10 protein-coding genes are annotated in these 13,656 nt (G+C 66.5%); 2 read left to right on the top strand and 8 right to left on the bottom strand.

The window, feature by feature from the left end; all coding sequences use genetic code 11:
• The first annotated feature begins 111 nt into the window (after window positions 1-111).
• Window positions 112-336 (top strand): hypothetical protein, encoded by a 225-nt coding sequence (locus tag OH491_RS10825; RefSeq protein ID WP_068771398.1) that lies wholly within the window; start codon window positions 112-114, stop codon window positions 334-336.
• A 103-nt stretch (window positions 337-439) separates the two neighbouring features.
• Here the strand turns inward: OH491_RS10825 and OH491_RS10820 are convergent, their stop codons facing one another.
• The 7 genes from OH491_RS10820 to OH491_RS10790 form a co-directional block, all read right to left on the bottom strand.
• Entirely contained in the window at window positions 440-1,360 is a 921-nt protein-coding gene (locus OH491_RS10820) for a hypothetical protein (RefSeq protein WP_145928921.1), read from the bottom strand.
• Window positions 1,347-2,150, bottom strand: a complete 804-nt coding sequence (locus OH491_RS10815; protein ID WP_068771400.1) for a hypothetical protein — start codon at window positions 2,148-2,150, stop codon at window positions 1,347-1,349. The genes OH491_RS10820 and OH491_RS10815 overlap by 14 nt, the downstream gene beginning before the upstream one ends.
• A 42-nt stretch (window positions 2,151-2,192) precedes the next feature.
• The gene (locus OH491_RS10810) at window positions 2,193-2,636 is read right to left on the bottom strand and encodes a hypothetical protein (RefSeq protein ID WP_068771401.1); all 444 of its coding nucleotides are present in this window, start codon (window positions 2,634-2,636) and stop codon (window positions 2,193-2,195) included.
• A gap of 32 nt (window positions 2,637-2,668) precedes the next feature.
• On the bottom strand, window positions 2,669-4,177 hold the full coding sequence (locus tag OH491_RS10805) for an efflux transporter outer membrane subunit (protein ID WP_084442414.1): 1,509 nt from the start codon (window positions 4,175-4,177) through the stop codon (window positions 2,669-2,671).
• 375 nt (window positions 4,178-4,552) lie between these two features.
• Window positions 4,553-7,717, bottom strand: coding sequence for an efflux RND transporter permease subunit (locus tag OH491_RS10800; protein ID WP_342751015.1), 3,165 nt, complete (start codon window positions 7,715-7,717; stop codon window positions 4,553-4,555).
• A gap of 73 nt (window positions 7,718-7,790) precedes the next feature.
• The gene (locus OH491_RS10795; RefSeq protein ID WP_084442377.1) at window positions 7,791-8,945 is read right to left on the bottom strand and encodes an efflux RND transporter periplasmic adaptor subunit; all 1,155 of its coding nucleotides are present in this window, start codon (window positions 8,943-8,945) and stop codon (window positions 7,791-7,793) included.
• A gap of 20 nt (window positions 8,946-8,965) precedes the next feature.
• A complete protein-coding gene (locus OH491_RS10790) occupies window positions 8,966-9,577 on the bottom strand; it encodes a MarR family winged helix-turn-helix transcriptional regulator (protein WP_068771403.1) in 612 nt (203 codons plus the stop codon).
• 127 nt (window positions 9,578-9,704) lie between these two features.
• Between OH491_RS10790 and OH491_RS10785 the strand changes: the two genes are divergently transcribed.
• Window positions 9,705-10,613: a LysR substrate-binding domain-containing protein gene (locus tag OH491_RS10785; RefSeq protein ID WP_068771652.1), complete on the top strand. Its 909-nt coding sequence runs from the start codon at window positions 9,705-9,707 to the stop codon at window positions 10,611-10,613.
• 52 nt (window positions 10,614-10,665) lie between these two features.
• Here the strand turns inward: OH491_RS10785 and OH491_RS10780 are convergent, their stop codons facing one another.
• Entirely contained in the window at window positions 10,666-13,497 is a 2,832-nt protein-coding gene (locus OH491_RS10780) for a sugar-binding domain-containing protein (protein ID WP_084442378.1), read from the bottom strand.
• Window positions 13,498-13,656 lie beyond the last annotated feature (159 nt).

Genomic DNA, 13,656 nt, shown 5'->3' with positions numbered 1-13,656 from the left:
CGTCTGCTGTCGTTCCTAGATCTGGTGGAGGAGTGCCTCTCCCTCCAGGCGCCTTCATTGGTGTCTGGAGCAACGATACGCCATGCAGATTACGCAATCGGCCGGGCGCGGATGACCTTGGACGGGGGCGACACGCTCTCGCTGCATACGTGCGCGTTACCGGGGCGCAAACTTTGCCTGCGCGTGCGGGTGGCCGACGGCGAAGGCATGCGGCAAAGCGACCGGACCATCTACGGCGACGAGGCGAGTTTCAACTGGCGGTCCTCCGCGGAATCGGTGGCGCACGCGTGGATGGGATTGCGCGGCGGACGCGCCCGCAATGCCGCGCAGGCGTGACGGGCGGGGCGTTTTTGACCTGCCTTTATCATTCCATAAATGAGGCCGCATGAGGCGCGTTATTTTTTGAGTGGCCTCAACGTTCCTCCAACTGCCATCGAACTCAGCCGCCGCACGATGATTCGTCATCCGTCATTTCCCCCGCCGCCGCCATTTCCATATCGCGCGTTTTTTTCGGCTCCTCGCGATTCAGCGTTTTATGGGAATCGGGAATGCCTTCGCCCGCGGGCCGGCGTTTTTTAAAGAAGCGGCTCAAGGGATATCCCTTGAAGATCCAGAATTTTCTCCAGCGCATGAAACGCTTGTAAAACGCGGCCCACTTGGGATCGAGCGGCTCCGGGCATAGCCGCAGCCATCCCTTCAAAATCGCCGAAACATCGGTGTCGGTCAGCAGTCGGCGCGCGAATTTCGGCAGGGAACGCAGCCGGAGCGCCGATTGAAAATCGATCACGTGCGGATATCCGTCCGCTCCGAGCAGAATGTTGCCGAGATTGCGCATGTCCAAATGCGCCACCCCTCGCGCGTGCATCGCCATGGTCAGCGCATGCCAGCGCCTGAAGAATTCCGGCGGCAGTTGCGCGTTTTCGTCCGCCAGGCCGGCCAGGGATTTGCCTTCGACAAAGCCATAGGCCAGCGAGAACGGCCCGAGCTGGTGGACCTCTCCCGCCACGCCGCGGACGCCTTGCAGCAGGCGCCGCATCAGGCACTCGCGATGCACATAAAACCGCCCGAGCGTGAGACGGAACCACCATGGGCAGTGCGAAAAATCCTTCACGACCAGATCGTGCTTTCCGTCCCGGTAACGATAGACCCGCGCGTTGCCATATTTCCCGGCGCGCAGCAGTTCCACGCATCCGGCCGCAAAATCGCCGTCCTCGTAGTGAAGGCACAGTTGGTAAACGATTTTATCGGCGGGTGATAAGTCGAGGCCCCCGCCTCGCGGTCCTTTGGCCGCCGACGGAGGGGCCGGGCTCTCCCGCTCTGGAATCGAGACCTGCCCGGGAGACTCGTCAAACAGATGCATGGACGCCTCCGATTCCACTCATGAGTCTCTGCAATGCCTCGAGCCGGGGCTGCGCCTTGCCGGGCGAGGCCAGCACCAGATACGACGGCGCGGGAAGCGACTGCCGCCCGGGCGCATCCGCCAGGGGGCACCGCCAGACCTCGAACGGCACCGTGTAGTGATAGCACCAGATATTATAGAGATGCCGCCGCGCCCCGGGAAGCCTGACCCCGTTGCCGCGCGGCCGCCTGACCCGGATGGTCAACGGCAACGCATGATGGCCGGTGGCGGAATCCTTGGACACGCGCAGCGGCAATTCGTAAACCGCCGCCTCGGCCGGAAGCAGATGCAAGGCGAGCTCCTGATCTTGCGGCAGCCCCAGTCCCTGATGACACCCGATGCGCATCAGGACGATGCGCCGGCGCGAGGCATAGTTTTCCAGGAAAACCAGCAGGCGCGTGACGCCGCCGGACGGGACCCGATCGTCGAGGAAGAAAGCGGCGACGGCCACATCACGCACGGTGCAGGACAGATCGAAACCGAGCGTGCCGGCGAGCAGGGAGTGCGAGCGCGGCAGGGGGCTTTTGTCCCGCCCCGCCTGCCAGACGCACCACCAGCCCCAGGCGCTGGGGCCTCCCAAGGCGAGCGCGGGAATAAGGGCGAGGACGGGATGCTGGCGGGCGAGCAGCGAGCCGCACGCGAGGGCGGCGAGGCTTCCGGCCAGGGAAACCAGCGCCACGGGCCAGCCTCCGCGGCGGCGCGGACCGATGTCGGGCATTGGCTGGGGAGGCGTGGGAAAAAGGATCGTCATGGCGAAGGAATGATTGAAGCGGTTTTGCGCAAGGGCGGGGGCTCATGCGGGGCGGCGCCGGCGATAGCCGGTGCGCACGGCCATGAGCAGGCCGAGCAGGACCAGCAGCCGGGAGGCCGCGCCGTCGATGAAGTGGTGCGGGAGCGCCACGGCCACGAGGACATTGCAGGCGAGGAAAAGCGCCAGGCCGATGACCGCGGCACGGAAGGGGGCATATTTTGCCCACCATGAAAGCAGGAGAAAAACCAGCCCGAGGCCGAGAAGACAAAGGGCCGAAATCCGCAGCAGGTTGACGACCGGCTCGGAGGTGTTTCGATGGCCGGGCCATTCCAGGCTGATCCAGAGGTAAACGGGGTAGAGCGCGGAGAGAAATTGGACGATGGTCGCGACCCGCAGCCAGTCGCATCCGGAGAACAACTGCTGCTCCTGCGCGGCGCGGACTTGCGCATCGCGCAGGGGGCGGAAGATGTCGAGAGGTGCGAACATGACAAAAAAGGCCGAGGGATGGGCGGGTTGGTTTATCGGAAGAGGAAAGGGGGCGTGGCGGTGTCGGCGAAGGTCGCGGCGGGCGGCTTGTTGTCAGCCTCCGGTCCTTCAGACTTTTCAACCCAGCCGCCGCCGAGCGCCTTGTAGAGGTCGACCAGGCTGGTGAGGTGGAGCGCGCGCGAGCGGATCAGGCCCTGCTGCGCGGCAAACAAATCCTGCTGGGCGGTGAGCACGGCCAGATAGTCGGCCACTCCGCCCCGGTAACGCGCGTTGGAGAGTTCGTAGCGCGCCCGGCTGGCGGCGACTTGGGCTTGTTGCGCGGCGAGTTGCTCGTCATAGGAGGCGCGGGCGGCGAGGCCGTCGGCCACTTCGCGGAAGGCCGCCTGGATGGCTTTTTCGTAGGCGGCGATCTCGATGCGCTTCTGGATTTGGGCGGCGTCGAGGTTGGCGCGGTTGCGTCCGCCGGTGAAGATCGGGAGCGTGATTTGCGGCGCGAAGCTCCATGCGCCGGAGCCGTCTTTGAAGAGGCCGTCGAGGGCGGCGCTGCCGGTGCCGCCGAAGGCGGTGAGCGTGATCGAGGGGAAAAACGCGGCGCGGGCCGCGCCGATGCTGGCGTTGGCGGAGCGCAGGGTGTGCTCGGCCTGAAGAATGTCGGGGCGGCGCTGGAGCAGGTCGGATGGAAGCCCGGCCGGGAGGTCCGCGATGAGGGCTTGGTTGTCCAAGGGGAGCGCGGGCGGAAGATCGGCGGGCAGGGCCGCGCCGACCAGATAGGCGAGACCGTTGCGCGCCTGGTCGAGCAGGCGGGTGGATTCGGCCGCGGCGGCGCGCGCGCCGGCCACCTGGGCCTCGGCGGTGCGCAGGTCCAGTTCGGTGGCGATGCCGTGATCGTGGCGGTGCTTGATGAGCCGGTGGGAATCCTCGACCAGCGCGAGGGTCTGGCGCGCGAGCGCGAGCTGTTCCCCGGCGGAACGCTCGGCGAGGTATTGGGCGGCGAGCGTGGAAATGTAGGAAAGCTGAGCCGCCCGCCTGGCTTCCTCGGTGGCCAGCCAGGTTTCGAGGGCGGTGGCCTTGAGGCTGCGGACGCGGCCAAAGAGATCGATTTCGTAGGCGGCCAGCGCGCCGCCCGCGCGATACTCGCCGCCGGTGAAGGACTGGCCGGTGGAGGACAGGTCCGCGGGCGTCCGGGCGCGCGCGCCGGAGCCGCTGGCGCCGACCGCGGGCAGGAGCTGCGCGCGCTCGATGCGATACTGCGCGCGGGCCTGCTCGACCCGGAGAAGGGCGGTGCGCAGGTCGCGGTTGTTTTCGAGGCCGAGCGCGATGAGGGCGCGCAGGCGCGGATCTCCGAAGAACCGGGCCCAGCCGATGTCGGCGGCGGCAGAGCCTGCGGCGCCGGCCCGGGCCTGGGTGCCGGCGTGGTCCGGCCAGACCTCGGGGACGGGCGCGGCGGGGCGTTCGTATTTCGGGGCCAGCGAGCAGCCGCCCAGCGCAAACAGCGCGGCGAGCGTGAGCATGGCTGAGGAGAGGGTGGATATGCGTATCATGATGTCGGATACAAGTTGGGCCTGGAATGAATTTGATCCGCGCAGGGCCGGTCCGTTGATGAATGGATACCGAGCATGCATTTTCGGGAAAACGGTCCCGCGCGGAAAGGTGTCATGGAAAGCCGATGCATGGCGGTCGCGGGATCGCGCCAGCGCGTGGCGCAGGCATCCTTGCCCGCGAAAATGGACGCCGGACGGACCGCAACTGCGGGCGTGGTAGGGAGGCCTCTCCGAGGCCTCCGCCGGGCGTGGTGAAATGGTTGGAATATCATGGGTGCTCGGGACGTTCATCACGGAGGCCTCGGAGAGGCCTCCCTACCTTGAATGCAGGCTGCAGTTTTTTTGGTGCGACAAATTAAACGGGAAATGCTCCAATCAGTGCCGGGCCTCCGGAGCCTCGGGGAGCGCGGTCGGGAGCGCGGCGGCGACCTTGCGGCGGCGGCCCTGGAAGAGCCAGGTGACGGTCACGAAGAACACCGGGATGAGGAAGATCGCCAGGACGGTGGCGGTGATGATGCCGCCGAGCACGCTGGTGCCGATGGCGTTCTGCGAGCCGGAGCCCGCGCCGCTGGCGATGGCGAGCGGGAGCACGCCGAAGCCGAAGGCGAGCGAGGTCATCAGGATGGGCCGCAGGCGCTGCCGGGCGGCATGGACGGTGGCCTCGATCAGGTCCGTGCCCTGGTCGTAGGCGGCCTTGGCGAACTCGACGATGAGGATGGCGTTCTTGGCCGAGAGGCCGACGGTGGTGATGAGGCCGACCTGGAAATACACGTCGCTGTTGAACCCGCGCAGCCAGACGGCGAGCACCGCGCCGACGATGCCGAGCGGCACCACGAGCATGACGGAGAAGGGCACCGACCAGCTTTCGTAGAGCGCCGCCAGGCAGAGAAACACGATGGCGAGCGAGATGGCGTAGAGCGCCGGGGCCTGCGCGCCGGAAAGTTTTTCCTCGTAGGAAAGCGCGGTCCAAGCATGGCTGAAACCGGGCGGGAGCTTCTCCATCAATTTTTCCATCGCGCCCATCGCGTCGCCCGAACTTTTGCCGGGCGCGGCCTCGCCCTGGATGACGATGGAGGGCAGGCCGTTGAAGCGTTCGAGGAGCGGCGAGCCGAAGGTCCATTCGCCCTCGGTGAAGGCGCTGACGGGAACAGGATCGCCGTCTGCGCCGGGCACATGCCATTTCGCGAAATCCTCCGGCACCATGCGGTAGGGCGCGTCGGCCTGGAGATAAACTTTCTTGACGCGCCCCCGGTGCGTGAAGTCGTTGATGTAGGCGGAGCCCCAGGAGGCGGCGAGGGTCTGGTTGACCAGGCCGAGCGAAAGGCCGAAGGCGGAGGCTTTTTCCTCGTCGATGTGGAGGCGGTATTCGGCCACGTCGTCGAAGCCGTTGGGCCGGACGTTGACCAGATCCAGGTCGGCGGCGGCCAGCCCGAGAAGCTGCCCCCTGGCCTCCATGAGCGCCTCGTGGCCTTGGTTGGACCGGTCGATCAACTGGAACTCGAAGCCGTTGGCGGTGCCGAGTTCGATGATGGCCGGCGGCGGGAAGGCAAACACGCTCCCTTCCTTGAGCGAGGCGAAGTGCCGCATGGCGCGACCGGCGACGGCATCGACCCGGAGGTTTTTTCCCGGCCGCTCCTCCCAGTCCTTGAGCTTGATGAAACCCATGCCGGCATTCTGGCCGCGTCCGCCGAGGCTGAATCCGGACACCGCCATCACCGACTGGACCGCCTCCTTTTCCTCCTCCAGGAAATAGCGCTCCACGTCGCGGAGCACCGCGTTGGTCTGCTCCTGGGTGGAGCCCGGCGGGAGTTGCGCCTGGAACAGCAGGACGCCCTGGTCCTCGTCGGGCAGGAAGGAGGTGGGCAGCCGCAGGAAAACCCAGGCCATGAGCGCGGTGATGCCGGCGTAGATGACGAGCGAGCGGCCCCAGCGGCGAACCATGTGGCGCACGCTGCCGGCATAGAGATCGGTGCCGCGGCTGAAGGCGCGGTTGAACCAGCCGAAGAACCCGCGTTTCACTTCGTGGCGCCCCTTGGGAATGGGCTTGAGCAGGGTCGCGCACAGGGCGGGCGTGAGGGTGACGGCGATGAAGACCGAGAGCGCCATGGCCGAGGCGATGGTGATGGAGAACTGCCGGTAGATGATGCCGGTGGCGCCGCCGAAAAACGCCATGGGCAGGAACACTGCGGAGAGCACGAGCGCGATGCCGACGAGCGCCCCGGTGATCTGCCCCATGGATTTTCGCGTGGCCTCCCGCGGCGACAGGCCCTCCTCGTTCATCACGCGCTCGACGTTCTCGACCACGACGATGGCGTCGTCCACCAGCAGGCCGATGGCCAGCACCATGCCGAAGAGGGTGAGGGTGTTGATGGTGAATCCGCACGCGGCCATCACCGCGAAGGTGCCCAGCAGCACGACCGGCACGGTGATGGTCGGGATGATCGTGGCCCGGATGTTCTGCAAAAACAGATACATGACGAGGAACACGAGGACGATGGCCTCGACCAGCGTCTTGACGACCTCCTCGATGGAAAGCCGCACAAAGGGCGAAGTGTCATAGGCGGCGGTGTATTTCAAGCCGCCGGGGAAAAACGGCTGCTGCGAGGCGATGTAGTCGTTGAGCAGCCCGACCGTTTCCAGCGCGTTGGCGCCCGTGGCCGGCTTGATGAGGAGCCCGCTGGTGGCGGCATGGCCGTTGTAGAAGCCGGCGATGGATGCTGTTTCGCTGCCGAGCTCGATGCGGGCGACATCGCCGAGGCGCACGCGGGAGCCGTCCTCGTTGACCCGGAGGAGCACCTTCTCGAAATCCCCGGGATTTTGCAGGCGGGTGCGGATGGTGATGTTGGCGTTGAGCCGCTGGCCGGGAACGGCCGGCGCCCCGCCGAACTGGCCGGCGGAGACCTGCGCGTTTTGCGCCTCCAGCGCGGCGGCGATCTCGGCGACGGAGATGTTGTAGTTGGTCATCTGGTCGGCGTTGAGCCAGATGCGCATGGCATACTGGCTGCCGGCGACCATGACATCGCCGACGCCGGGGATGCGGCTGACGGGCTCCTTGAGATTGGCGTGAAGAAAATCGGAAATGTCGTCCCGGTTGAGCGAGCCGTCCTCCGAGTAGAAGGCGTAGGCGATGAGAAAATTGCGGACGGATTTCTTGACCGTGACACCGAGTTGCTGGACTTCCTGCGGCAGCAGCGGCATGGCGAGCTGGAGTTTGTTCTGCACCTGCACCTGCGCGATGTCGGGATCGGCCTCGTTGTTGAAGGTGATCGTGATGGTGATGTTGCCGTCGGAGTCGCTGCGCGTCTCCATGTAGCGGATGTGGTCGATGCCGGTGAGGTTCTGCTCGATGACCTGGGCCACGGTGTTCTGCACCGTCTCGGCCGAGGCGCCGGGATAGGAGGCGGCGATCTCCACCTGCGGCGAGGCGATGTCGGGATACTGGGCGACGGGCAGGGTGCGGATGGCGAGCAGGCCCGCGCCCATGAGAAGGATGGCGATGACCCAGGCGAAAACCGGGCGGTCGATGAAAAATTTGGCCATGATGGGAAAAGCTGAAAACGGGTGGGTGATGCGACGTGCGGCGGGACGGGTGGAAAGGTTTTTCTTTCAGCCTTCAGTCCTGCGGTCCTTCGGCCTTTTCCCACGGGACGGGAATCACGGTAGTGCCCGCACGGATACGCTGGAGATTGGTGACAATGACCCGGTCTCCCGGCTTGAGTCCGCCGGTGACGATCCACTGGTCGCCGTGCGTGGGCCCGGTCTCGATGACGCGATTCTCGGCCTTGCCGTCCGGCGTCACCACCCAGGCGGTGGGCTGGCCGCGGTAGTTGCGGCCGACGCCCTGCTGCGGGGCCAGCAGCGTCTCCGGATTGACGCCCTCGTCGAAGCGGGCGCGCACGAACATGCCCGGCAGAAGATCGCCCCGGGGGTTGGGGAAGAGGACGCGCAGGGTGACGGAGCCGGTCGCGCGGTCCACGGTGACATCGGAAAACTGGAGCGCGCCCGCATGCTCGTAGGCGGTGCCGTCCTCGAGGAGGAGGCGGACGGGCGTGCCGTCCCTGCCGGCGCCGGATTGCAGGATGCCTTTTTCCAGCGCGCGCTTGAGGAGCGAGACCTCGGCGCTGGGTTGCACGAGATTGACGTAGATCGGGTCGAGTTGCTGGACCGTGGTCAGGAGCGTGGCCTGCGCCGCCTGCACGTAGGCGCCCTCGGTGACTTCGGACAGGCCGATGCGCCCGGCGATGGGCGAGGTGACTTTCGTGTAGCCGAGGTCGATCTCCGCCGAGGTGATGGCGGCGCGGGCGGCGGCCACCTCGGCCGTGCCGGCGCCGACGGCGGCGACCGCATCGTCGTATTGCTGCTGGCTGACGGCCTGCACGGCGACGAGTTCCTTGAAGCGGGCGGCCTGGAGCCGGGCCGTCGTCAGGTTGGCCTCGGCGCGGGCGAGGCTGGCCCGGGCGCTGTCGAGCACGGCCTGATACGGGGCCGGGTCGATCTGGTAGAGCAGTTCGCCCTCCCGCACGTCGGCGCCCTCGGTGAAGAAGCGTTTTTGGACGATGCCGTTGACCCGCGCCCGGACCTGCGCGATGCGATGCGCGGCGGTGCGGCCGGGCAGCTCGCGGGTTTGCGCGACGGGGGCGGTGCCGAGCGTGACGACGCCGACTTCGAGCGGATGGCCGGCGGGCGCGCCGACGGGCGCGGATTGCCGGCAGCCGGCCAGCAGGAGGGAGCCGAGAACGGCCAGGGGAAGGACAAGTTTGGACAGCATGGTGTGGAGTGGAAAAGAGGTCAGGACGAAGTGGAAAAATACTCGCAAATCCGGGTGCAGGTCCGGGCCAGTCGGCAGCGTTCCTGCGGGGTGAGCGTGGCGGCGCACTCGTGCAGGATCATGAGCAGGGGCTGCACGATGTGGCGCGCGAAGACCCGTCCGTCCGGGGTCAGGCGGATGTTCTGCGCCCGGCGGTCACCCGGGGCGGAGTGGCGGGTCACCAGGCCGTCGGCGGCCATCGCGTCGATGGTGTCGGTCATGGTGGTGCGGCTGACTTGGGCGCACCCGGCCAGATCGGTCTGGATGGCCGGGGCGGGATCGAGCGCGAGCAGCGTGATCAAGGTGGAGATTTTGACCTCCGAGGTGTCCAGCGCCTTGAACATGACTCCGAGCCGGGCGTTCACGACGCGGCTGGCGGTCATCAGCGTGAGCAGGGTGATGCTACTGTCGTCGGGCAGGCCGCACTCGCGGGCAATGCGGGCCATGGCCTGGAAGGGGACGAGGGTGGAAGACGCGGGTTGTTTGAATGCGGCCTCGGCCGTCTTGCGATCGGGCCGGGCGCGCGGCGGCGTGCCTCGAGGGTCTTGCGTGCCGTCCAGCCTGCTGGAGATGAAATGATGATTTTTCTTCATGATGTGTTGCCTTGCGCGGGCGCCGCCGATCGCCGCCGGGAAGGGAGCGGAGAATACCAGCGGGGGAGCAAAACGGGAATTACTTTGTTGTTTGCACGCTGTTAGCTTATACCTAATGGTTGGCGGGATGGAACTGAGGCATTTCCGGTATTTCGTGGCCGTGGCCGAGGCATTGAATTTCCGGCGGGCGGCGGAGCGGCTGCACGTCTCGGCGCCGACGCTGAGCGTGCAGATCAAGGATTTGGAGGGGCTCCTCAACGCGCGTTTGTTCGAGCGGGACACCATGTCGGTGACGCTCACGGCGGCCGGGGAGATCCTGCTGGAGGAGGCGCGGCAGGTGCTGGAAAAGGCCGAACGCGCCGCCACGGCGGTGAGGGAGGCGGCCAAAGGCAGGCGGGGCACGCTGCGCATCGGCAATGTCGGCCTGCTGTCGTACGGCTTTATCCCGGACAGCCTGAAGATCTTTCGCGAGCGCTATCCGGCGGTCGAGGTGGAATTGACCGAGATGGATATCAACCGGCAGGCGGCGGACATCCTGCAAACCCGGGAAATCCAGATCGGTTTCGCGGCCAGTTTCGAAAAGAACATCCTGACCGGCACGCGGCATTTTCTGGTTTATAAAAAGCCACTTGAGGTGCTGCTGGGCACGGACCACCGGCTCGCGCGCAAGCGCTGGATTTCGTTGTCCGATCTGACCCGGGAACGGCTGCTGGCGTTTGGGAACATAAAGAACTCGCGGCACGAGGAGGCGTTGCGCGATCTTTTCCGGAATCGCGCCGTCAAAATGCCGCCGTTAAAATACGTGACCTCCTTCGACAATGGCATCGCCATGATCGCGAGCGGGCAGGAGCTCTCCATCGCCCCTGAGGTCGTCACCCTGCACTCCTACAAGGGAATCACCTTCCGGCCCTTGAAGGAGACGGGCAAGGATTTGCTGATCGAATTGCACGCCATCTGGAGAAAGGACGAAACCTCCCCTCTGGTGCACAATTTCCTCGACATCCTGCGGACCTATTGCCGCGGGAAGAACTTGTGAACCCGTCTGGCGCGCGGGACTCCGGGGACGCGTTCTCGCGGACGAAAAATGTTCAGCGGCGGGTGAACAGGTCGCGCACCTGCTCCGCCGCCAGTTCCACCCGCGGCGCGAAATCCGCGCCCGCCGCGTAACGCAGCAAGCTCGCGCGCAATTGCCGGACGACCGGATTCGCACCGTCTGCTTCGCGCAAATCGACGCTGCACACCAGCAGCCGGCCCGCGCCGACACGGCACTCGAAGGCCAGCGCGAGCTTCCGGTGCGTGAACCAGTCGTCCACCACCTGTATCACCGGGCGCAGCTCCGGCGGCAGCTCATCGAGGATCATGGCGGACGCGCGGCTCACGACATGCCACCATTGCCAGTTGCTGTGCGATTCCGTCGGGAAGCCCGCCAGCGCCGGGTGCGCGGGATCGCACAAGATCCCGAGCGTGTGCGGAGCCTGCCGGTTCGACCAGGATGTGTTCCAGAAAATGCTCGTGAAACCGAGTTCCACGCGCCCGTGCTTCGCATCGCCGCGCACGCGCTCCGGCGGGATGGCCAGCAGCACAGCCCCGCCTTCGCGCAGCGCCGCCTCGGCCGCGGCGTCGAACTCGCTGCAAACCAGCACCGCGTCGCGCGGCGCGGCGCCGGGGGCGCGCACTGCCGATCCATTTTTTGGATACAACCAGACATCCCAGTCGTTTTCGGCGCGCGCGCCTCCGTCTCCGTCCTCGACCGACACGACCAGCGTCAGCTTTCGCGCCGCGCCGCCGTCCGCGAGCATGGACTCGTCCAGCGTCACCTCCACACGCCCAAGCGCGGTCAGCGCGCCGGTTGCCACCGCCTGCGGCGGGGTCAGGCGTCCTTCCGTGACGGCGCTTCCGTTGCCGGTCACCAGCCTCCATTTCACCACGGCCTTTTCCAGCGCCGCCGGCCCGTAGTGCGCCAGCTCGATCTCCGCGCGCAACTCGTCGCCGGCCTCGAACACGCGCCGTTCCAAGCGCGCCAGCGGCACGGTGCCGGCGCAGAACCTTCGCCATTCCTCCGGGGCGACGTAGCCTTTTTCCTCCCAAAATGCGTCCAGCACGCCGACCAGCGCCGTGCCCTGCCCCGGGAAGTCGCTCAACCCGAGCAACTGGAACCCGCCCATGCCCGGCGTGCGCAGCGCCGACTCGATTTCCTCCTTGTAACACAAAACCTGCAATTTCCCCGACGCGTGCAGAAATTCGCGCGCCTGCCCGGCCATGCCGTGCTCCGCGAGCGTCTCGCGAAAAATCTCGAAGTTTCGCGGCTTCATCACGCCGGTGTATTTCGGCATCTCGTCGAAGTTGGGATACACGCACCACTGGCCGATTTCGTGGCTCACCACGGGCACGGCGCGTTTGCCGATGAAGTCGCGGTAATCGGTGCGCGTTTCCGGCGGCAGCGCGTTGAGGCGCGACTTGAGGTTGTCCAGCCACTGGTGCGTGCGCGGCCAGTGCGTGACGTGATACTGGCTGGCCGCTATTTCCGGCCAGCCTGCCGAGCAGGTGTGCAGCCGCCGCGAGTCGAGCGCCTTCATGCGCTCCACCCAATACGTCAGCCACGCCGCGCTGTGCGGCCCGCCGGGCTCGTTGCCAGCCGCGAAAAACATGAACGACGGATGACTCCCGTAGGCGCGCACGATGCGGTCGGCCTCGCGCACCAGCCACGCGTCCTGCGCGCCGCCGTCGCCCACCGTCGTGCCTTGGTTCGGCCATGACGCCACCTCGATTTGGAAATAAAAACCCAGCTCGTCGCCCGCCACGAACGCCGCCTCGGGCGGGCACCACGAATGAAACCGGATGTGATTCAACCCGTGCGCCCGCGCCGCGCGCAGCATGCGCCGCCACGATTCCACATCCGCCGGCGGATAACCGGTGAGCGGCCACGCCGCACATTCCAGCGTGCCGCGCAAAAACACGCGCCGCCCGTTCACCGTGATCTGCGTGCCTTCCGTCCCGACTTCGCGCAGGCCGAAGGTGACCGCGCGCGCTTCGCCGTTCTCCAGCGACACCACCGCGCGATACAATGCCGGATTAAATTCATCCCACAATTCGGCGTCCGCACCGAGCGGGCATTCGATCTCGAAGACGCCGTTTTTTCCGATCGCCGCAGTGCGGGCCTGCGCCGCGTCGCCGGGGCTTCCGTCCGCCGTTTGTTTTTCGACGCGCACCCGGGCCACGGCGCCGGCGGACAGCGTCTCCGCCCCGCCCACGCGTCCGCGCACCCTCGCGGAGCGCGCCGCCACGCTCGGGAAAACCTGCACCTCGTCGAGCCATGCCGTCGCGGTCGCCACCAACTCGATGCGCCCGATGACGCCGTTCCAGTTGCCTTGCGTGTGATCGCTGATGCTGTGCGAGTTGGGTCCCACATCGATCACCACGGTGTTGTCCACCTCGATGGCGAGCGTGTGTTTGCCGGCGGCGAGGCCCGCGCCCAGGTCGTATTCGTGCGGCGTGCTCAGGCTGTCGTTGCGTCCCGCCTCGCGCCCGTCGATCCAGACGCGCGTCGCCCAATGCGCGCGCTCCAGCGCGAGCACCACGCGCCGCCCGGCCCAGGAGCCGGGAATCTCCACCTCGCGCTCATAACGCGCCACGCCGCGAAAATACTTCTCCGGCTGCAACCAGAACGGCACCTTGATGTTTCCCGGCACGCGCCAGCGCGCGTATTCCGGCTCGGTGAACCACGCGGGGTCGAAGATGCTCCCGACCCACGGCGTGTTGACGGAGATTTCCTCGCCCACGCCTTGCGCGGCCAGCGCGCCCGGCAGGCGCACGACGGCGTCGGCTTGAAATGGCGCGCCGTCGTTATTGCCCGTGCGTTCCGCCGTGGCGCGTACGCGCCATTCGCCGGCGAGAGAAATCGTGAAATCGGAGGAGTTCATAGGAAAAATAGCAGGGGTTTCGCTTGCGAAGCCCGGGACCGGGAGCACGCTGAAAAAGAAAACCCATGCGACGGCGAAAAAACCAAAGGGCGGATTCCGCAACGAGAACCCTTGGCGAACGGGCTTCGCCAGCGAAGCCCCTGCATGCCTGTCATGCCA

The organism is Termitidicoccus mucosus, assembly GCF_038725785.1.
Classification (GTDB): Bacteria; Verrucomicrobiota; Verrucomicrobiia; order Opitutales; family Opitutaceae; genus Termitidicoccus; species Termitidicoccus mucosus.
The sequence above is the reverse complement of the archived record's forward strand: the minus strand, read 5'-3'. Positions and strand labels throughout refer to the sequence as shown.

What these genes read in the sequence shown, in the direction of transcription:
- OH491_RS10785 (WP_068771652.1), top strand. Translation starts at nt 9,705, where the DNA reads ATGGAACTGAGGCATTTCCGGTATTTCGTGGCCGTGGCCGAGGCATTG.
- OH491_RS10790 (WP_068771403.1), bottom strand. Translation starts at nt 9,577, where the DNA reads ATGAAGAAAAATCATCATTTCATCTCCAGCAGGCTGGACGGCACGCAA.
- OH491_RS10780 (WP_084442378.1), bottom strand. Translation starts at nt 13,497, where the DNA reads ATGAACTCCTCCGATTTCACGATTTCTCTCGCCGGCGAATGGCGCGTA.
- OH491_RS10825 (WP_068771398.1), top strand. Translation starts at nt 112, where the DNA reads ATGACCTTGGACGGGGGCGACACGCTCTCGCTGCATACGTGCGCGTTA.
- OH491_RS10800 (WP_342751015.1), bottom strand. Translation starts at nt 7,717, where the DNA reads ATGGCCAAATTTTTCATCGACCGCCCGGTTTTCGCCTGGGTCATCGCC.
- OH491_RS10805 (WP_084442414.1), bottom strand. Translation starts at nt 4,177, where the DNA reads ATGATACGCATATCCACCCTCTCCTCAGCCATGCTCACGCTCGCCGCG.
- OH491_RS10815 (WP_068771400.1), bottom strand. Translation starts at nt 2,150, where the DNA reads ATGACGATCCTTTTTCCCACGCCTCCCCAGCCAATGCCCGACATCGGT.
- OH491_RS10810 (WP_068771401.1), bottom strand. Translation starts at nt 2,636, where the DNA reads ATGTTCGCACCTCTCGACATCTTCCGCCCCCTGCGCGATGCGCAAGTC.
- OH491_RS10820 (WP_145928921.1), bottom strand. Translation starts at nt 1,360, where the DNA reads ATGCATCTGTTTGACGAGTCTCCCGGGCAGGTCTCGATTCCAGAGCGG.
- OH491_RS10795 (WP_084442377.1), bottom strand. Translation starts at nt 8,945, where the DNA reads ATGCTGTCCAAACTTGTCCTTCCCCTGGCCGTTCTCGGCTCCCTCCTG.